This window comes from Rubrimonas sp., assembly GCF_036788415.1.
GTDB lineage: Bacteria > Pseudomonadota > Alphaproteobacteria > Rhodobacterales > Rhodobacteraceae > Rubrimonas.
On the sequence record NZ_DAIQNN010000018.1, the window covers coordinates 1 to 17,715 of the forward strand.

Annotated in this window: 20 protein-coding genes; 12 read left to right on the plus strand and 8 right to left on the minus strand. The window is 71.1% G+C overall.

The genetic code is table 11. The annotated features are described in order from the left end of the window. The coding region (locus tag V7Q31_RS06745; protein WP_333832926.1) for a DNA polymerase at positions 1-360 on the plus strand (360 nt) is incomplete at its 5' end. Between the two features lie 276 nt (positions 361-636). On the opposite strand, the gene V7Q31_RS06750 is transcribed toward V7Q31_RS06745, so the two are convergent. Next, on the minus strand, positions 637-1,233 hold the full coding sequence (locus tag V7Q31_RS06750; RefSeq protein WP_333832927.1) for a GNAT family N-acetyltransferase: 597 nt from the start codon (positions 1,231-1,233) through the stop codon (positions 637-639). 492 nt (positions 1,234-1,725) lie between these two features. Between V7Q31_RS06750 and V7Q31_RS06755 the strand changes: the two genes are divergently transcribed. The 6 genes from V7Q31_RS06755 (at position 1,726) to V7Q31_RS06780 (ending at position 5,596) form a co-directional block, all read left to right on the plus strand. After that, positions 1,726-2,019 carry an accessory factor UbiK family protein gene (locus V7Q31_RS06755; RefSeq protein WP_333832928.1) on the plus strand — a complete coding sequence of 98 codons (294 nt, stop codon included), beginning with the start codon at positions 1,726-1,728 and terminating at the stop codon, positions 2,017-2,019. Positions 2,020-2,337: 318 nt separating this feature from the next. Then, positions 2,338-2,841, plus strand: coding sequence for a YbjN domain-containing protein (locus V7Q31_RS06760; RefSeq protein WP_333832929.1), 504 nt, complete (start codon positions 2,338-2,340; stop codon positions 2,839-2,841). Between the two features lie 34 nt (positions 2,842-2,875). Continuing rightward, entirely contained in the window at positions 2,876-3,700 is an 825-nt protein-coding gene (gene proC / locus V7Q31_RS06765; protein WP_333832930.1) for a pyrroline-5-carboxylate reductase, read from the plus strand. Positions 3,701-3,831: 131 nt separating this feature from the next. Beyond that, entirely contained in the window at positions 3,832-4,284 is a 453-nt protein-coding gene (gene phaP, locus V7Q31_RS06770; RefSeq protein WP_333832931.1) for a TIGR01841 family phasin, read from the plus strand. A gap of 107 nt (positions 4,285-4,391) precedes the next feature. Then, a complete protein-coding gene (locus V7Q31_RS06775) occupies positions 4,392-4,730 on the plus strand; it encodes a tRNA-binding protein (protein WP_333832932.1) in 339 nt (112 codons plus the stop codon). A 71-nt stretch (positions 4,731-4,801) separates the two neighbouring features. Further along, complete coding sequence (locus V7Q31_RS06780) at positions 4,802-5,596, plus strand: DUF1194 domain-containing protein (RefSeq protein ID WP_333832933.1); 795 nt, start codon at positions 4,802-4,804, stop codon at positions 5,594-5,596. 7 nt (positions 5,597-5,603) lie between these two features. Here V7Q31_RS06780 and V7Q31_RS06785 read toward each other — a convergent pair whose 3' ends face one another. The 6 genes from V7Q31_RS06785 to V7Q31_RS06810 all read right to left on the minus strand — a co-directional run bounded on the left by V7Q31_RS06785 (position 5,604) and on the right by V7Q31_RS06810 (position 10,873). Continuing rightward, a complete protein-coding gene (locus V7Q31_RS06785; RefSeq protein ID WP_333832934.1) occupies positions 5,604-6,683 on the minus strand; it encodes a 5-(carboxyamino)imidazole ribonucleotide synthase in 1,080 nt (359 codons plus the stop codon). After that, a complete protein-coding gene (gene purE, locus V7Q31_RS06790) occupies positions 6,676-7,164 on the minus strand; it encodes a 5-(carboxyamino)imidazole ribonucleotide mutase (protein ID WP_333832935.1) in 489 nt (162 codons plus the stop codon). The genes V7Q31_RS06785 and purE overlap by 8 nt, the downstream gene beginning before the upstream one ends. Positions 7,165-7,233: 69 nt before the next feature. Beyond that, positions 7,234-8,226 carry an ABC transporter ATP-binding protein gene (locus tag V7Q31_RS06795; RefSeq protein ID WP_333832936.1) on the minus strand — a complete coding sequence of 331 codons (993 nt, stop codon included), beginning with the start codon at positions 8,224-8,226 and terminating at the stop codon, positions 7,234-7,236. Next, on the minus strand, positions 8,216-9,235 hold the full coding sequence (locus V7Q31_RS06800; protein WP_333832937.1) for an ABC transporter ATP-binding protein: 1,020 nt from the start codon (positions 9,233-9,235) through the stop codon (positions 8,216-8,218). Before V7Q31_RS06800 ends, V7Q31_RS06795 begins: the two co-directional genes overlap by 11 nt. Before the next feature lie 82 nt (positions 9,236-9,317). Then, positions 9,318-10,148 carry a GNAT family N-acetyltransferase gene (locus V7Q31_RS06805; RefSeq protein ID WP_333832938.1) on the minus strand — a complete coding sequence of 277 codons (831 nt, stop codon included), beginning with the start codon at positions 10,146-10,148 and terminating at the stop codon, positions 9,318-9,320. Next, positions 10,145-10,873 carry a GntR family transcriptional regulator gene (locus tag V7Q31_RS06810; RefSeq protein ID WP_333832939.1) on the minus strand — a complete coding sequence of 243 codons (729 nt, stop codon included), beginning with the start codon at positions 10,871-10,873 and terminating at the stop codon, positions 10,145-10,147. Before V7Q31_RS06810 ends, V7Q31_RS06805 begins: the two co-directional genes overlap by 4 nt. A gap of 237 nt (positions 10,874-11,110) precedes the next feature. Between V7Q31_RS06810 and V7Q31_RS06815 the strand changes: the two genes are divergently transcribed. From V7Q31_RS06815 to V7Q31_RS06835, 5 genes are all read left to right on the plus strand, one after another. After that, complete coding sequence (locus V7Q31_RS06815; protein ID WP_333832940.1) at positions 11,111-12,109, plus strand: ABC transporter ATP-binding protein; 999 nt, start codon at positions 11,111-11,113, stop codon at positions 12,107-12,109. A 29-nt stretch (positions 12,110-12,138) separates the two neighbouring features. Continuing rightward, on the plus strand, positions 12,139-13,413 hold the full coding sequence (locus V7Q31_RS06820) for an ABC transporter substrate-binding protein (protein WP_333832941.1): 1,275 nt from the start codon (positions 12,139-12,141) through the stop codon (positions 13,411-13,413). Between the two features lie 70 nt (positions 13,414-13,483). Beyond that, positions 13,484-14,350: an ABC transporter permease gene (locus V7Q31_RS06825; RefSeq protein WP_333832942.1), complete on the plus strand. Its 867-nt coding sequence runs from the start codon at positions 13,484-13,486 to the stop codon at positions 14,348-14,350. A gap of 3 nt (positions 14,351-14,353) precedes the next feature. Further along, complete coding sequence (locus V7Q31_RS06830; RefSeq protein ID WP_333832943.1) at positions 14,354-15,160, plus strand: ABC transporter permease; 807 nt, start codon at positions 14,354-14,356, stop codon at positions 15,158-15,160. Between the two features lie 5 nt (positions 15,161-15,165). Next, entirely contained in the window at positions 15,166-15,834 is a 669-nt protein-coding gene (locus tag V7Q31_RS06835) for an aspartate/glutamate racemase family protein (protein WP_333832944.1), read from the plus strand. A 3-nt stretch (positions 15,835-15,837) separates the two neighbouring features. Here V7Q31_RS06835 and V7Q31_RS06840 read toward each other — a convergent pair. Then, a partial coding sequence (locus V7Q31_RS06840) for an L-glutamate gamma-semialdehyde dehydrogenase (protein ID WP_333832945.1) occupies positions 15,838-17,715 on the minus strand: 1,878 nt, incomplete at its 5' end.

Here is a 17,715-nt window from a genome sequence, read left to right on the forward strand (position 1 = left end):
GGCTACGTCGAGACCCTGTTCGGCCGCCGCATCCACACGCCCGAGATCAACGCCAGCGGCCCGCGCGCCGCCTTCGCCTATCGCGCCGCGATCAACGCGCCGATCCAGGGCACGGCGGCGGACGTGATCCGCCGCGCGATGATCCGCATCCCGCCGGCGCTGAAACGCGAAGGGCTGCGGGCGCGGATGCTGCTGCAGGTGCATGACGAACTGCTGTTCGAAGCGCCCGAAGCGGAAGCCGACGCGGTGATCGCGCTGGCCCGCGAGATCATGGAAGGCGCGGCGGAGCCTGCGGTGCGGCTCGATCCGAAGCTGGCGGTCGAGGCGGGCAAGGGGCCGGACTGGGCGAGCGCGCATTGAGCGGCGGGGGGGCGCGAACTCCCGCCGTTCGAGGGTCACGGCCTTGCCCGGCATTTGCCGCGCAGGACCGGCCGCTCGTGCTCGCTCCGGCAACGGCGGCAGCGAGCCCAGAGTGGCTGATACTGCACGGCGCACGAATGGTCGAGGTGCGCGGACTTCGGCCATTCGCGGCTGTCAACGACACAGAGAGAGCTGCCGAAGCCGTGTTTTGAAACGCGAGAGGGTGGCGCGGTCCCGCTCTGCGAGGGGACGGTGCCTTGGGGAAAGGTGCCTTGGCTAAAGCGGTTTCGTCAGCAGGATCCAGTCGTTCCCCGGGCCGTCCCAGCCACCCTTAAGGATGGGGCGGCGGGCCATCTCGGTGTAGCCATAGGCGGCGTAGAGCGCGCGCGCTGGAGCGTGGGCGTCGGAGACGACTAAGCAGATCAGATCGTGGCGGCCGGCGCGGGCGATGGCCTCGGCTGTGTCGAGCAGTCGGCGGGCGAGGCCTTGGCGGCGGGCGCTCTCGACAGTGGCGAGGTCGTTGAGGTACCAGCTGCCGAGGACGAGATTTTGAAGCTCGAGAACGGGGAGGTAGATGCCGGCCTCAGCGAGTTCCATGGGCTCCAGCCCAATAGGATTCCCCAACAATACCGCCTCGACGCCCTCGCCTCGATCCACGACGACCATGGTCTGTCCGTCTTCCATGCGGCCGATCTGGCGGAGGCGGCCGATTTCCCACGGATCACCCTCAGCGCCAGCCTTCTCCTGCCAGTGGTGCAGGAGGATGCCGCCCGAGGCTGCGTTGTTGAGCCGCGCGACGACCGCCGCATCCTCGCGCCGGAAGGGGCGAAGCGGCGGCGCGAGCGGGATCGGGCAAGCGGCTTCTGTGAACATGGGCGTGCTGGGTATGGGTGCTCTTCCCTCAAGTTTGTTCAGCAGACCCTAATAGGCATATCTGCACTGCCCTACGATTCGCCTCTTCAATCGACTGACAGGTCCTGCGGGTCAGGCGTTCTACGCCCGTGCCGGCAGCGGCTGTCGTGTAGCCACGCAGATTTCTGCGGATCACCCCACCGTTTGCGAACGACCGCTCAATATACGTTTCTGCCGGCCGTCGCCGGAATCCGAACGACAGCAATGTCCGTACTGCCGACCATGCCGTAGGGTCAGGCGAACGGCAGCTTTCCATGCCAGCTTAGGCTCTGTGGAGCATCGCCGCGAGTGACCCTTTCGTGCGCAAATCCGCCAGAGCCCCACGCCGCGAACCGCATCCTCCGTCGCGGGCGCAGCCGCGCCGGGCGCGCAGACGACACGCCCGCCGGCCCCAAACCGGTTGCCCCGAAGCCCCCGCGCGCGCATATAGGCGAGGCGTGACAGGAGGCCCCCATGCAGACCCGCAGCAAGCTGTTCGACGATCTCTCCAAGCTGATGACCAACGCCGCGGGCGTCGCGCAGGGCATGCGCGAGGAAGCCGAGACGCTGGTGCGCGGGCGGGTCGAGCGCTTCATCGCCGACGCCGATCTTGTGACGCGCGAGGAGTTCGAGGCCGCGCGCGACATGGCCCAGAAGGCCCGCGAGGAGAACGAGGCGCTGCGCGCCGAGATCGCCGCCCTCGCCGACCGTCTCGCCGCCGTCGAGAAGCGCCGCGCGACCAAGGCGAGCGACAAGACCTCCGACTGACCTCCGACCCTCTCCGAGCGGCGGTCCGCCCCGGCGCGGACCGGTCGCCCCCTGTCCGACATTTGTCCGACGGAAGTCCGACGAATGTCAGACGTTTGTCCGACAAGAGTCCGACGGAAGTCCGACGCGGCGCGCCGCGAACTGCGTCGCCTTGCGCGCAGATTCCACGAAAGCGTCGCAATTCAGCATTTGCACGCGGGCGGATTCTCCCCCACCATATGTCGTGGGACGGGGCGAAAGACCCCGCGACCAGTAGGCGGTCCGCACTGCCCCTAGGGGATGCCTTCCCTGCGGGGCGCAACAACAGGAGCGCGAGGCATGGAAGCCGTCGAGCACGCAGTCCTGACTGACGATCTCCACCCCATCGACATCGTCGAGACTCTGGCCGAACACCGCGACTGGGATTTCGATCGCGTCTGCGAGGACCAGATCGCGATGGCGGTCGAAGGTCAGTGGCGCACCTACTCGATCTCGCTGGCCTGGGCCGGCCATGACGACACGCTGCGCCTGATCTGCAGCTTCGAGATGGACCCGCCCGAGGCCCGGCTCGCCGAACTCGCCGATGTGATCGCCCGCGCCAACGACGCCTGCTGGACCGGCGGCTTCAGCCTCTGGCGCGACCAGCAGCTGATGGTCTATCGCTACGCCCTCACGCTCGCCGGCGGCGCCCAGCCGACGGCGGGCCAGATCGACGCCATGCTGCGCGCCGCGGTCGGCGCCTGCGAGCGGTTCTATCCCGCCTTCCAGCTCGTCGCCTGGGGCGAGGAGACCGCCGAAAAGGCGATGGGCGTCGCCATGCACGAGGCCTACGGCCGCGCCTGACGCAGCTGCGGCCTCTCGAAGGAGGGAGGCCGCGATGACGGCGGATCTGGCGCAGGTCGCCGGGCGGGGCGTGGTTCTGCTCGGCTGCGGCAAGATGGGAAGCGCGCTGCTGGAAGGCTGGCTCGCCGCCGGCCTTCCGCCCTCGGCGGCGCACGTCCAGGAGCCGCATCCCTCTGACGCCGTTGCGGATTTCTCCGCCCGCGGCGCTCAGGTCAACGGCCCGCTCCCCGCCGCGCCGGCGGCGGTCGTCCTCGCCGTGAAGCCGCAGATGATGGCCGAGGCGCTGGCCCCGCTCGCGCCGCTGGCCGGCGGCGAGACGCTGTTTCTCTCGATCGCCGCCGGGCTCAAGCTCGCCTGGTTCGAGGCGGCGCTCGGGGCGGAGACGCCCATCGTGCGCGCCATGCCCAACACCCCCGCCGCGGTCGGGCGAGGCGCTACCGCGCTGATCGCAAACGCTGCGGGAGCCCGCTTCATGCCGCTGGCCGAGGGGCTCGCCGGCGCGGTCGGCGAAACGGCGCCGCTCGAAACCGAAGCGCAGATGGACGCGGTCACCGCCCTGTCGGGCTCCGGCCCGGCCTATGTGTTCCACATGATCGAGGCGCTCGCCGGCGCAGGGGTCGCCGAAGGCCTGCCCGAAGACCTCGCGATGCGGCTCGCCCGGGCCACGGTTTGCGGAGCGGGCGAACTGGCGTGGCGCAGCGCCGAGACGGCCGAGGCGCTGCGCCGCGCCGTCACCAGCCCCGGCGGCACGACGCAGGCCGGCCTCGGCCCGCTGATGGACCCAGAGACCGGACTGCCGCCGCTGATGCGCCGCACCGTCGCCGCCGCCGCAGCCCGCAGCCGCGAACTCGGCGGCTGATCCGTCGCAGCCGAGCCCCTTGCAATTTTTTGTGCACTGCACAATATTGGGTGTCGGAAAGGGGCGGCCGTCAGCGTCCCTCCACAGCGCGGCGCGCGACGCGCCAGCGCGCAGACACAAGGAGAGACGCCATGTTCGAAAAGGGCATGTTCCCGTTCGACGCCGAGAAGATGGCCGAGATGTTCAAGGTTCCCGACATGACGAAGATGTTCGAGACCATGAAGCTGCCGGGTTTCGACCCGCAGGCCATGATGGAGACCCAGAAGAAGAACGTCGAAGCGCTGGTCGCCGCCAATCAGGCCGCCGCCGCCGGCTATCAGGACTTCTTCAAGAAGCAGATGGCGATCTTCGAAGAGACGATGCACACCGCGCAGGCGCAGATCGCCGCGATGGGCGAAGGCATGAGCCCCGACAGCGCCGCCAAGCAGGCCGACCTCTACAAGGTCGCCTTCGAGAAGGCGCTCGCCAACATGACCGAGCTCGCCGAAGCCGCGAAGAAGGCCAATGAAGAGGCGTTCGCGATCGTCTCGGCCCGCGTCAAGGAGAGCATCGCCGAGCTGCAGGCCCTCGCGCCGAAGATGTGATCCGATCGCTGCGGCGCGCCGCGCGCGCTGCGGACATCTTGAGGCCGCTCGCCCTCGCCGGCGGGCGGCCTTATGATTCGCGCTGGGCGCAGGCGGGAGGGCGGAGCGTGGGCGAGATCGGCATCGAGGATTTCCTGAAGCTCGACATCAGGCTGGGCCGGGTGATCGACGCGCAGCCATTCCCCGAGGCGCGCAAGCCGGCGTTCCGGTTGTGGATCGATTTCGGCCCGGAAATCGGCGTGCGCAAGAGCTCGGCGCAAATCACCGAGCGTTACGCGCCGCAGACGCTGATCGGGCGGCTGGTGATGGGCGTGGTGAACCTGCCGCCGCGCCAGATCGGCCCGTTCCGCTCCGAAGCGCTGACGCTCGGCGTGGCGGACGCCGACGGCGCGGTGATCCTCGTCGCGCCGGACGCCGACGCCCCGCTCGGAGCGCGGCTGCACTGACCGTTCGGAGCGGCGCCGAGGGCCGCGCGCGGGATTTGAACCGACGCGGTCGAGCCGCTACCTTGTCGGCGATGGATTGTCTCCGACGCCTCGGCCACGCCCTTGCGGCGCTGCTCGCACTCGCGGTCCCGCTCCGGGCGGCGGAGCCTGTGGACGTCGCGCTGGCGCTCGCGGTCGACATCTCGCTGTCGATGGATCAGGACGAGCTGCGCGCCCAGCGCGACGGCTATGTGGCGGCGCTCGAACACCCGGCAGTGCTCGACGCCATCGCCCGCGGCGCGCGCGGGCGAATCGCGCTGACCTATTTCGAATGGGCCGGGCCATGGAGCCAGACGGTCGTCGCGCCCTGGACGGTGATCGCGACGCCGGAGGACGCCGCCGCCTTCGCCCAGCGCCTCGCCTTCGCGCCGCTGCGCAGCGGGCGGGGCACCTCGATCTCGGGCGCCATCGCCTTCGGCCTCGACCTGCTCGGGGCGGCGCCCCCGGCGGACCGCCGCGTCATAGACGTCTCGGGCGACGGGCCGAACAATCTGGGCGTGCCCGTCGAGCAGGCGCGCGACGCGGCGCTCGCGCAGGGCGTCGAGATCAACGGTCTGCCGCTGATGTTCAAGCGGCCCGACATGCTGTTCTCGATTCCCGATCTCGACATCTATTACGAGGAATGCGTGATCGGCGGCCCGACCGCCTTCGTGTTGCCGGTCCTCGGCCCCGAACGCTTCGTCGATGCGGTTCGCACCAAGCTGATCATGGAGATCGCGGGCGTCCAGCCGCCGGCGCGGCTGATCCGCGCCGCCTCGACGCGCATCGACTGCATGATCGGCGAGCGGCTCTATCGCGCCTGGCGCAGCCGCCTCGACGGCAACTGAGCGCGGCTCAGCCCTTCCCGAGGGGGCTCAGCCGCGTCACATGCCCCATCTTGCGCCCCGGGCGCGCCTCCGCCTTGCCGTAGAGGTGCAGCGCCGCGCCCGGTTCGGCGGCGATGCGCGCCCAGCCCAAGGCCTCGTCGCCGATCAGGTTCTCCATCACCGCGTCGGCATGGCGCGCGGGGTCGCCGAGCGGCCAGAGGCACACCGCGCGGACATGCTGGGCGAACTGGTCCACGGCGCAGGCCTCGATGGTCCAGTGGCCGGTGTTGTGCACGCGCGGGGCGATCTCGTTGGCCAGAAGCCGCCCGTCCGGCATGTGGAAAAGCTCCACCCCCATCACGCCGACATAATCGAGCGCGTCGAGGATCGCCCGCGCGATCCCCTGCGCGCGCGCCGCCGTTTCCGCGTCGATGGCGGCGGGCGCGGCGCTGCGGCGCAATATGCCGCCGCGATGGATGTTCTCGGCGGGGTCGTAAGCCGCGAAGCCGCCATCCGCGCCGCGCGCCGCCACCACCGAGATCTCGCGGGCGAAGAGCGCCACCGCTTCGAGGATCGCAGGCTGGCCGTCCATCGCGGCGAGCGCCGCTTCGGCCTGATCGGGCCGGTCGATGCGGGCTTGACCCTTGCCGTCATAGCCCATGCGGCGGGTCTTGAGGATCGCGGGAAGGCCGAGCGCCGCCAGCGCCGCGCGCAGGCTGTCGGCGTCGTCCACTGGCGCGAAACCCGCCGTGCCGACGCCTGCCGCGTTGAGAAACTGCTTCTCGTCGAGCCGGTCCTGCGCGACGGCGAGCGCGCGCGCGCCGGGCCGCACCGAGACGAGCGGCGCGAGCGTCTCTACCGCCGCCACCGGCACGTTCTCGAATTCCAGCGTGACCACGTCCACCGACGCCGCGAAGCGCCGCAGCGCGTCGGCGTCGTCCCAGTCGCCGCGAATCACCGGGGCGACGTCCGCCGCAGGCGGATCGGCCTCCGGCGCGTAGAGCCGCGCCTTCAGCCCCATCCGCGCCGCCGCGATGGCGAGCATCCGCCCCAACTGGCCTGCGCCGAGTATCCCGACAGTCCCGCCGGGGCCGATCCGCTCAGACATCCTCGACGCTCTCCGCCACCGCCGCGCTCTGCGCCGCGCGCCAGGCGTCGAGCCGCGCCGCAAGCTCCGGGTCGGTCGTCGCCAGCATCGCCACCGCGAGCAGCGCGGCATTGGCCGCCCCCGCCTCGCCGATGGCGAGCGTCCCCACCGGCACGCCGCGGGGCATCTGGACGATGGAGAGCAGGCTGTCGAGCCCCGAGAGCGCGCGGCTCTGCACCGGCACGCCGAGCACGGGAATTCGCGTTTTCGCCGCCAGCATCCCCGGCAGATGCGCAGCCCCCCCCGCGCCCGCGATGATCGCCCGCAAGCCCCGCCCGGCGGCGGCGTCGGCATAGGCGAACAGGCGATCGGGGGTGCGGTGCGCCGAGACCACCTTCGCCTCGTGCGGCACGTCGAATTCGGTGAGCAGGTCGGCGGCGGCGCGCATCGTCGGCCAGTCCGACCGGCTGCCCATCACCACGCCGATCAGCGGCGTCCGCATCCTCGCTCTCCCTCCTGACCCCAGACAGCGCGCGACCATAGAAGTGCGCGCGCGCGGCGGGAAGGGCGGCTACTCGGCGAAATGGCAGGCGACCGACCGCCCGTCGGCGAGTTTCCGGAAGGCCGGCGCCTCCTCGGCGCACAACGGCTTGGCGATCGGGCAGCGCGTGCGGAAGCGGCAGCCCGAAGGCGGGTTGGCGGGGCTCGGCACGTCGCCGGTCAGGATGATGTGCTTGCGCGTCGCCTCGACCTTGGGGTCGGGGATCGGCACCGCCGAGAGCAGCGCCTGCGTGTAGGGGTGCTTCGGGCTCCCGTAGAGCTTGTCGCGGTCGGCGAGCTCGACCACGCCGCCCAGATACATCACCGCCACCCGGTCGCAGATGTGGCGCACCATGCTGAGGTCGTGGCTGATGAACAGATAGGTCAGGCCCAGCCGGTCCTGCAGCTCCTCCATCAGATTGACCACCTGCGCCTGGATCGAGACGTCGAGCGCCGCGATCGGCTCGTCGGCGACGATGAAGGAGGGCGAGAGCGCCAAGGCCCGCGCGATCCCGATGCGCTGGCGCTGTCCGCCCGAGAACTCGTGCGGGTAGCGGTTGGCGAAGCTGGGGTTCATGCCGACCGCGTCGAGCAGCTCCGCCACCCGCGCCTGCCGCTCGGCGACGCGGCCATGCTCGTCGAGCGGCTCTGCGATGATCGAGCCCACAGTCATGCGCGGGTTCAGGCAGGCCTGCGGGTCCTGGAAGATCATCTGCATCCGAGGCCGCGCCTTGCGCAGCGCCTCGCCCTTGAGGCTTGCGATGTCGCGCCCCTCGAACAGGATGCGCCCGCGCGTCGGCTCGTAGAGCCGCAGGATCGCGCGCCCGGTGGTGGATTTTCCGCAGCCCGATTCGCCGACCAACCCCAGCGTCTCGCCGCGGCGGATCTCGAAGCTCACCCCGTCCACCGCCCGCACGGCGCCGACCTGCCGGCGGAACACGCCCTTGTAGATCGGGAAATGCACGGCGAGGTCGTCCACCCGCAGCAGCGGGTCGGTCGCCGCTGGCGCCGCGTCAAGCGCCATGCGCGCCTCCTTCGGCGAGCCAGCACGCCGCGCCATGCTCTGGCCCGACCGCGATCAGCGGCGGATTGGCGGCGCGGCAACGGTCGTGCGCCTGCGCGCAGCGCGGGGCGAAGGGGCAGGAGGCGGGCGGCGCCGTCAGCAGCGGCGGCTGGCCGGCGATGGTCTTGAGCTTGTCGGCGCGGTCGCCGTCGAGGCTCGGCAGCGTCTCGAGCAGCGCGCGCGTGTAGGGATGGGTGGGCCGCTCGAACAGCTCCATCACGGGGGCGTATTCCACGACCTGCCCGCCATACATCACCATCACCCGGTCGGCGATGCCGGCGACCACGCCCAGATCATGCGTGATCCAGATCACCGCAGCCCCGATGCGGCTGCGCAGATCCTTCACCAGCTCGAGGATCTGCGCCTGGATGGTCACGTCGAGCGCGGTCGTCGGCTCGTCGGCGATCAGCACTTTCGGGTCGCAGGCCAGCGCGATGGCGATCATCACGCGCTGGCGCATGCCCCCCGAGAACTGGTGGGGGTAGTCGTCGAGCCGCGGCTCCGGGTTGGGGATCCCGACCAGCGCCAGCAATTCGGCGGCCCGCTTGCGCGCCTGCGCGCGGCTCATCCCCAGATGCGCCCGCAGCGGCTCCATCAGCTGGAAGCCCACGGTGAAGACCGGGTTGAGCGAGGTCATCGGGTCCTGAAAGACGAAGCCGATGCGCCGGCCCCGCACGCCCCGCAGCTCCTTCTCCGACAGCCGCGACAGGTCGCGCCCCTCGAACATGATCCGCTCCGCCTCGATCCGCGCGGGGGGCGAGGGGATGAGGCGCAACAGCGACATCATGGTGACCGACTTGCCCGAGCCGCTTTCGCCGACGACGCCAAGCAGTTCGCCCGGCCGCAGCGAGAAGCTGACGTCGTTCACCGCATGGATCGCGCCGTCGCGCACGCCGAAGCGGGTGCGCAGGCCCACGACTTCGAGGACTGGCGGTGCGGTATCGGCGTCGTGAGGGGCGTCGAGGCCCATGCGCGTCTCCCGGCGTCAGGGCGCCCGCGCGCCCTGCCCGATATGAGCGCGCGCGGCGCTGCGCCGCAACCGCTAACCGCGATCAGCCCAGTTCGAATGTCGCGACGCCGAAGACGCGCCGCAAATCCTCCGCCGGCGCCGGGCCCCGCCACATCCGCGCCGTCTCGAAGGCGGGCGCCATTCCGAGCGCCTCGACCATCGCGACCGCCTCGGCGTTGGGCTCAGGGAGGTCGAGCGCGACCGGACCCTCCGGCGCGAGCGCCGCCAGCGCGCCGAGCAGCGCCTCGGCCTCGGCGCGGCTCTCGGCGAAGAGCGGGCCGATCTTGGAGCCCTCCACGCAAGCCCGGATCGCGCCGTAGCCGCGCAGCGCGCCGTCGCGCACCAGCGCCAGCGCATGGCGGGTGGCGCAAGGGGCCATCCACGCACGCAGGAAGGCGGGGCGGGCGTAACCGGCGACCTCCGCGTCGCGGGCGAGGATCGCGGCGCGCAGCGCGTCGTCGATGGGCCGCGCTTCGGCGCAGGGCGCGCCCGCCAGCCGTCCGGTGAAGCGCAGATTGCGGTGCGACAGCGCGAAGCCCGAGCGGCGGTAGTTGTCCTGCTGCGCCACCACCCCGTCGAGGCCGACGCGCACCCCCTCCAGCCGCGCCATACCCGCCTTCCACAGCCCGAAGCCGACGCCTCGCCCCCGATGCTCCGGGCGGCAGATGTAGAGGCCCAGAAACCCGACATCCGGCGCATGGCGCACCACCGAGATCGCCGCCGCCGGCGCGCCGTCGATCTCGGCGAGCAGGAAGCCTTCCGGATCGGTCGCATGGAACGCCTCGGCGTCGGCGAAGCCCGGATTCCAGCCCTCCGCCCGCGCCCAGCCGAGCACGTCGCGCAACTCGTCGAGCGTCATCGCCCGCGCGGTCACGGAGTCATGTCCAGCGCCTGCGCCAGATCGCGGGCCGGTGCGGCGCGCGGGGAGAAGTCGAGCCCCGCCACGAGGTCGTCGAGATGGCGGCGCATGGCCGCCTCGGCCCCCGCGGCGTCGCCCTGCGCCAGCGCCTCGGTCAGAGCGTCATGCGCGCAGGACTGGCACAGCGCCTCCGCCCGCCGCCAGTAGAGCGCGACGGCCAGCGAGGAACGGGCGATCAGCAGCGCGACGAAGCTTGCGAGCGTGCGCTGCCCGGCGACGCCCGCGATCAGCACGTGGAACTGGCCGGACAGATAGACCGCGCGGTCCTGCGCGCCCGCGTCGAGCGCGGCGCGCTCTTCGGCGAGATGGGCGCGCAGCCGGGCGAGCGCCGCCGCGTCGCAGCGCGCCGCCGCCAGCCGCGCGACATGCGGCTCGACCAGCGCGCGCGCCTCGAACACCTCGCGCGCCTCCCGCGGGGCGGGGCTCGCGACGAAAGCGCCGCGGTTGCGCGCGATCTCGACCACCCCGTCATGCGCGAGCGCCCGCAGCGCCGCCCGGGCGACCGTCCGCCCGACGCCGCAGGCCGCAGCCACGCCCTCTTCTGAGAGCTTGGCGCCGGGCGCCAGCCGATGCGCCAGCACTGCGCGCAGCAGCCGCGCCCGCACCGCCTCGGACGCCGCGTCGGCGGCGCCGGAAGCGGCGTCGGGCGGGTCGGCGAGGGCGGCGTCGTGCGAAATCATGCGCGCGCTCCTGGGGTCTCGGGCTCCCCAGAGTGCAGCGGCGACCCGCCCGGCGCCAAGCGAAGATTGTGTACAATTAATGAGCGGATTGGCGCATAGTTTGCCGCGCCGATGGGCTTGGGGCGAACGCCGCGCGGACCGCGCGCGCCGGCGCGCCCGACGGATCAGAGGCTTGCCGGGCCGCAAGCCGTCTGGCGCCGCCCTTGCATTGAAAGGTCGACTGAACGCGGAGGCTGCATGCGGACGGCTCTGGACCTCGAACTGGCGAGCGTCACCAAACGCTATGGCGAGGCGCTGGCGGTGGACGCGATCTCGCATCTGTTTCCAGCCGGCGCCTATTGCTGTCTGCTCGGCCCGTCCGGCTGCGGCAAGTCCTCGACGCTCCGCATGATCGCGGGCCACGAGAGCGTGACCAGCGGCGACATCGTCCTCGGCGCGGAGAACGTGACCGACCGGCCCCCCGCCGCGCGCGGCACCGCAATGATGTTCCAGTCCTACGCGCTGTTCCCGCATCTGAGCGTCGCCGACAACGTCGCCTTCAGCCTCAAGATGAAGGGCGTGGACAAGCCGACCCGCCGCGCCCGCGCGATGGCGCTCTTGGAACTGGTGGACATGGTCCCCTACGCCGAGCGCCGCCCAGCCCAACTGTCGGGCGGCCAGCAGCAGCGCGTGGCGCTCGCCCGCGCGCTGATCACCGAGCCCTCGGTGCTGCTGCTCGACGAGCCGCTCTCCGCCCTCGACCCCTTCCTGCGCATCCGCATGCGCGCCGAGCTCAAGCGACTGCAGCGCGAACTCGGCGTCACCTTCATCCACGTCACCCACGGGCAGGACGAGGCGCTGGCGCTCGCCGACGACATCGTGCTGATGAACAACGCCCGCATCGAGCAGTCCGGCTCGCCGCGCGAGGTGTTCGACGCGCCGCGCACCGAATTCGTCGCGCGCTTCATGGGCGGGCACAACGTGATCCAGCTCGACCGCGGCAAGATCGCGCTGCGCTGCGATCGCACCCAGGTCAGCCGCGCCGCCGTCGGCGGCGCGCCGAACGGCGCGCTCTCGGCCATCGTCGCGGGCGCCGAGTTCCAGGGCCCGACCGTCACGCTGGCGCTGCGCACGCTGCAAGACCACGACCTCGCCGCCACCATCCCCGACGCCGCGTTCTTCGCCGACCCCTTCGCGCCGGGCGACGCCGTGTCGGTGACGTGGCGCGAGGCCGACCAGCACGCGCTGGCCGAATGACGACCCAACCAGAACAGGGAGACGACCGCATGACCGAGACCACCGCCAAGGGCCTGAGCCGCCGCAAGCTGCTCCAGACCGCCGCTGTCGGCGCCGCCGCCACGGCCTTCCCCGCGCCGATGATCTGGGCGCAGAACATCAAGGACGTCACGCTGCGCCAGTTCGGCACCGGCGTGTCGAACCTCAACGAGGTGGCGCAGAAGGTGAAGGAGGATCTCGGCTTCACCCTCGAGATGACCGCGCTCGACAGCGACAGCGTCACCCAGCGCGCCGCCACCCAGCCCGGCAGCTTCGACATCGCCGACATCGAGTACTGGATCTGCAAGAAGGTCTGGCCCTCGGGCAACCTTCAGGCGATGGACACCAGCAAGATCGCCAATTACGACAAGATCGTCGGCATCTTCCGCGACGGCAAGCTGACGCCCGAGAGCACCATCGCGCAGGGCACGGCGCCCCATTCGGTGGGCTTCGTCGAAGGCCCCGGTTCCAAGACCTTCGTGCAGGAAGAGTCGGGCTGGATGACGCTGATCCCGACGATCTACAACGCCGACACGCTCGGCATCCGCCCCGACCTGATCGGCCGCCCCATCGAGAGCTGGGCGGAGCTGCTGAACCCCGAATTCCGCGGCAAGGCCTCGATCCTCGACATCTCCGCCATCGGCATCATGGACGCCGCGATGGTCTGCGAGGCCATGGGCGAGATCCAGTACGGCGACAAGGGGAACATGACGCGGGAGGAGATCGACAAGACGATGGCGATCCTCACCGCGGCCAAGAAGGACGGGCAGTTCCGCGCCTTCTGGAAGAGCTTCGACGAGTCGGTGAACCTGATGGCCTCGGGCGAGGTGGTGATCCAGTCGATGTGGTCGCCGGCGATCACCGCCGTCCGCTCCAAGGGCATCCCTTGCGTGTATCAGCCGCTGAAGGAGGGCTACCGGTCCTGGGGCGGCGGCATCGGGCTGTCGAAGAACCTCACCGGGCTCGAACTCGATGCGGCCTACGAGTACATCAACTGGTATCTCTCCGGCTGGGTCGGCGGCTTCCTGATGCGGCAGGGCTACTACTCGGCCGTGCCCGAGACGTCCAAGCTGTTCATGACCGAGGACGAGTGGGGCTACTGGTTCGAGGGCAAGCCGGCGCAGGGCGACATCGTCAACCCGCAGGGCGTGAAGATGGAGAGCGCCGGCGCAATCCGCGACGGCGGCTCCTTCTACGACCGCATGGGCTCGGTCGCCTGCTGGAACGCGGTGATGGACGAGAACACCTATCTCGTCCGCAAGTGGAACGAGTTCATCGCGGCCTGATCCCGCTGCGACGCGACCGCCCCTCCCCCGCAGCGGGGAGGGGTCCACGGCCCCGCCCCCCGGAGACGCGATGCACGCCCTCGCCAGACTGCCCGCCGCCCTGTCGTCCTGGCTGCTCGCGGCCCCGCTCGCGCTGGTCCTGGCGTTCTTCCTCGTCCTGCCGATCGCGACCGTCGCGGTCGTCAGCTTCTGGACTCAGACCGAGTTCTCCTTCCACCCGGAATTCACGCTGGAGAACTACGACTTCCTGCTGACCTCGCCGGTCACGCTGTCCGTCTATCTCAAGACATTCACCTATGTCGCGCTGACGTGGTTCTTCACGCTGACAATCGGCTTCACGGTCGCCTATTTCCTCGCCTTCCATGTGCGCAGCCTGTCCTGGCAGATCGGGCTGTTCCTGCTGTGCACCATCCCGTTCTGGACCTCGAACATCATCCGCATGATCTCGTGGATCCCGTTTCTCGGCCGCAACGGCATCGCCAATTCGACGCTCATGGAGTTGGGCCTGATCGACGCGCCGCTCGAATGGCTGCTGTTCTCCGACTTCGCCGTGGTGCTGGCCTTCGTGCATCTCTACACGCTGTTCATGGTGGTCCCGATCTTCAACACCATGATGCGCATCGACCGCGCGCTGATCGAGGCGGCGCGCGACGCCGGCGCCTCGGGCTTCCAGATCCTGACCAACGTGATCATTCCGCTGACCAAGCCCGGCATCATGATCGGCTCGATCTTCGTGGTCACGCTGGTGATGGGCGATTTCATCACCGTGCGCTTCATGTCGGGCGGGCAGTCGGCCTCGGTGGGCCGGGTGATCTCCAACGAGATCGCGCTGCTGCAATACCCCGCCGCCTCGGCCAGCGCCGTGCTGCTGCTGGTCGTCGTGCTGATGATGATCGCCGCGATGCTGCGCGCCGTCGACATCCGCAAGGAGCTCTGAGCGATGGAGAAACGCCCGCGCTCCTTCTATTTTCTCGCCGCCTTCTTCGCGCTGTTCGTGCTGTTTCTCTACGGGCCGACGCTGACCATCGCGATCCTGTCCTTTCAGGGGCCGCAAGGGGGCTTGACCTTCCCGATGAACGGGGTCTCCACGCACTGGTTCGTCAATCTGTTCGAGCAGCAGGCGGTGGGCGACATCTGGGGCTCGTTCCGCCGCTCGCTGGCGCTGGGGCTGGCGGTGATGGTCACGACGGTCGTCGTCTCGGTGATGGCGGGGCTGGCGTTCCGCCGCCGGTTCCTCGGCGCGAACGTGCTGTTCTATCTGGCGGTGGCGAGCCTGATCATCCCGTCGATCCTCGTCTCGCTGGGCGTGGGGCTGATCTTCAACATCCTCGAATGGCCGGTGCACTGGGCGACCTCCGGCTTCGGCTCGCAGCTGACATGGACGCTGCCTTTCGGCCTGCTGATCATGTTCGCCGTGTTCAACCGCTTCGACAAATCCTATGAGGAGGCCGCGCGCGACCTCGGCGCCTCTCCCTGGCAGACGGTGCGCCATGTCGTGCTGCCGATCATCGCGCCGGCGCTGATCGGGGTGGCGCTGTTCGGCTTCACGCTGAGCTATGACGAATTCGCCCGCACGCTGCTGACGGCGGGCAGCTACAACACCCTGCCGCTCGAGATCTTCGGCATGACGACCAACGTCACCACGCCCGTGCTCTATGCGCTCGGCACGCTGACCACCGTGTTCTCGATGGCGGTGATCCTGTGCGCGCTGCTGATCTTCTGGCTCGCGCGCCGGCGGCGCGCCTGAGCGCTATGCGGCTTCTGATCGTCAATCCCAACTCCACGCAGGCGATGACCGACGCCGTCGCGCGCATCGCCGTCGAGGCCGCCCCGGCGGGCGTCGCGATCGTCGCGCGCACCTCGCTGTCGGGTCCGCCCGCCATTCAGGGCGCGGAGGACGGCGAGGCGGCGATCCCCGGCCTGCTCGCCGAGATCGCCAAGGGCCGCGCCGAGGGCTTCGACGCGGCCATCGTCGCCTGTTTCGACGACACCGGCCTCGCCGAGGCGCGCGCGGCCTTCGGCGGGCCGGTGCTGGGGATCGGGCAGGCGGCGTTTCACGCGGCGGCGCTCCTCGGGGGGCGGTTCTCGGTGGTTACGACGCTCGCCGTATCGATCCCCGTCATCGAGGGAAATCTCATCGCCTGCGGGCTCGCCGCCTCTTGCGCGCGGGTGCGGGCGAGCGGCGTGCCGGTGCTCGCGCTCGAGGCAGACCCGACGGCGACCGAACGCGTCGCCGCCGAGATCGCGCGGGCGCAGGCCGAGGACGGCGTCGCCGCCGTGGCGCTGGGCTGCGCCGGGATGGGGGCGCTGGCCGACGCGCTGCGCGCGCGGCTGAGTGCGCAATTGGGGCCGGGCGCGCCGCATCTGGTCGACGGGGTGCGCGCGGCGGTGCGGCTGGCGCCGGCGCTGGTCGGGCTCTGAGCGTCAGGAATTCGCGAGCAGCGCCGCATTGCCGCCGGCGGCGGTGGTGTCGACGCAGAGATGGCGCTCCACCACGAACCGCTCCGGCGACCGCAGGTCGCGGACCAGCGGCAGGATCGGGCCGTCGCGCGCGGCGAGCGCCCGGCGCAGGGCGCGCCCGCGCTCCGGGCCGCCCGCATCGGCGACCAGCGCGAAGCCCTGCAGCGTCGCGAGCGCCTCGGGCGCCATCGCGCCGTCCAGCGCCGCGACCGGCGCACCCGCCGCCCGCAGCGCCGCCGCCGCCTCGGGGGCGCCGGGCGCGATCATCAGCGCGCCGCAGCCCGTCCCCAGCGCCAGAACGGCCTGCGCGAGCGCGGTCCGCGCGTCGGGGCCGAGGCACAGGGCGGTTCCGCGGGGATGCAGGGTCAGGCGGTTGCTCTCGCCGGTGGGCCCCGGCATCTCGAACGGGCCGGGGTCGAAGCGGTCGAGCGCCGCGAGCGCCTCGGCGACCGGCCCTTCGGCGCCGGCCAGCGCGGCGGCCAGCGCCTTGCGGATGTCGGGCCGTTCGGCCGATCCGCGCGCGGCGAGCGTCGCGAGCCCGGCCTGCGCGGCGGTCGCGTCGATCTGCTGCGCGTCTTCCGCCTCGGGAGTTTCCTGCGACGGCGCGCGCCGGAGCCGGCGCAGATAGAATGGCCCGCCCGCCTTCGGCCCCGTTCCCGACAGCCCTTCGCCGCCGAAGGGCTGCGAGCCGACGACCGCCCCGATCTGGTTGCGGTTGACATAGACGTTGCCGACATGAAGGCGCTCTGCGACGCGCCGCACGCGGGCGTCGATGCGGCTGTGCAGTCCGAAGGTCAGCCCGTAGCCCGAAGCGTTCACCGCGTCGATCACCCGGTCGAGGTCGCGGGCGCGGAAGCGGGCGACATGCAGCACCGGGCCGAACACCTCGCGCTCGAGCGCCGCGATCCCCTCCACTTCGATAACCGTCGGGCCGACGAACAGGCCCCGCATCGGCGCCTGAAGCCGTTTCAGCACGCGCCCCGCCGCCGCCTGCGCCTCGATATAGCTCTCGATGTCGGCGCGCGCCTGCTCGTCGATCACCGGGCCGACATCCGCGTCGAGCGCCCAGGGGTCGCCGATCTCCAGCGCGTCCATCGCGCCGAACAGCATCGTCAGCAGCCGCTCGCAGGCCTCCTCCTGCACATAGAGCATCCGCAGCGCCGAGCAGCGCTGGCCCGCCGAGCGGAAAGCCGAGGCGACGATGTCGCGCACCGCCTGCTCGGGCAGCGCCGTGCTGTCGACGATCATGGCGTTGAGGCCGCCGGTCTCGGCGATCAGCGCGGCGTCCGCGGGCGCATTGTCGGCCAGAGCGCGATGGATGAGGCGGGCGACCTCGGTCGAGCCGGTGAAGCAAACCCCGCCGATGCGCGGATCGGCGCAGAGCGGGCCGCCGACGCCGGGGCCGTCGCCGGGGAGAAGCTGGAGCGCGGCGGACGGAACCCCGGCCTCGCGCATCAACTCCACTGCGCGGGCGGCGATCAGCGGGGTCTGCTCGGCGGGCTTGGCGAGGACGGCGTTCCCCGCCGCCAGCGCCGCCGCGACTTGCCCGGTGAAGATCGCGAGCGGGAAGTTCCATGGGCTGACGCAGACCACCGCGCCGAGCGGGCCGTCGCCGTCGCGCTCCGCCGCCGCAGCGCCGGCTGCGTAGTAGCGCAGGAAATCGACCGCCTCGCGGACTTCCGCCACGCCGTCGGCGAGCGTCTTGCCCGCCTCCCGCGCCGCCAGCGCGAGGAACTCCGGCATATGCGCCTCGTAGAGGTCGGCGGCGCGGCGCAGGATAGCGGCGCGCTCCGCCGCAGGCGTCGCGCCCCACGCAGCTGCTCCCTCCACCGCCGCGCCCAC

Coding starts and splice junctions, on each gene's coding strand:
- V7Q31_RS06750 (WP_333832927.1), bottom strand. CDS start 1,233: ATGTTCACAGAAGCCGCTTGCCCGATCCCGCTCGCGCCGCCGCTTCGC.
- V7Q31_RS06755 (WP_333832928.1), top strand. CDS start 1,726: ATGCAGACCCGCAGCAAGCTGTTCGACGATCTCTCCAAGCTGATGACC.
- V7Q31_RS06760 (WP_333832929.1), top strand. CDS start 2,338: ATGGAAGCCGTCGAGCACGCAGTCCTGACTGACGATCTCCACCCCATC.
- proC (WP_333832930.1), top strand. CDS start 2,876: ATGACGGCGGATCTGGCGCAGGTCGCCGGGCGGGGCGTGGTTCTGCTC.
- phaP (WP_333832931.1), top strand. CDS start 3,832: ATGTTCGAAAAGGGCATGTTCCCGTTCGACGCCGAGAAGATGGCCGAG.
- V7Q31_RS06780 (WP_333832933.1), top strand. CDS start 4,802: ATGGATTGTCTCCGACGCCTCGGCCACGCCCTTGCGGCGCTGCTCGCA.
- V7Q31_RS06785 (WP_333832934.1), bottom strand. CDS start 6,683: ATGTCTGAGCGGATCGGCCCCGGCGGGACTGTCGGGATACTCGGCGCA.
- purE (WP_333832935.1), bottom strand. CDS start 7,164: ATGCGGACGCCGCTGATCGGCGTGGTGATGGGCAGCCGGTCGGACTGG.
- V7Q31_RS06795 (WP_333832936.1), bottom strand. CDS start 8,226: ATGGCGCTTGACGCGGCGCCAGCGGCGACCGACCCGCTGCTGCGGGTG.
- V7Q31_RS06800 (WP_333832937.1), bottom strand. CDS start 9,235: ATGGGCCTCGACGCCCCTCACGACGCCGATACCGCACCGCCAGTCCTC.
- V7Q31_RS06810 (WP_333832939.1), bottom strand. CDS start 10,873: ATGATTTCGCACGACGCCGCCCTCGCCGACCCGCCCGACGCCGCTTCC.
- V7Q31_RS06815 (WP_333832940.1), top strand. CDS start 11,111: ATGCGGACGGCTCTGGACCTCGAACTGGCGAGCGTCACCAAACGCTAT.
- V7Q31_RS06820 (WP_333832941.1), top strand. CDS start 12,139: ATGACCGAGACCACCGCCAAGGGCCTGAGCCGCCGCAAGCTGCTCCAG.
- V7Q31_RS06825 (WP_333832942.1), top strand. CDS start 13,484: ATGCACGCCCTCGCCAGACTGCCCGCCGCCCTGTCGTCCTGGCTGCTC.
- V7Q31_RS06830 (WP_333832943.1), top strand. CDS start 14,354: ATGGAGAAACGCCCGCGCTCCTTCTATTTTCTCGCCGCCTTCTTCGCG.
- V7Q31_RS06835 (WP_333832944.1), top strand. CDS start 15,166: ATGCGGCTTCTGATCGTCAATCCCAACTCCACGCAGGCGATGACCGAC.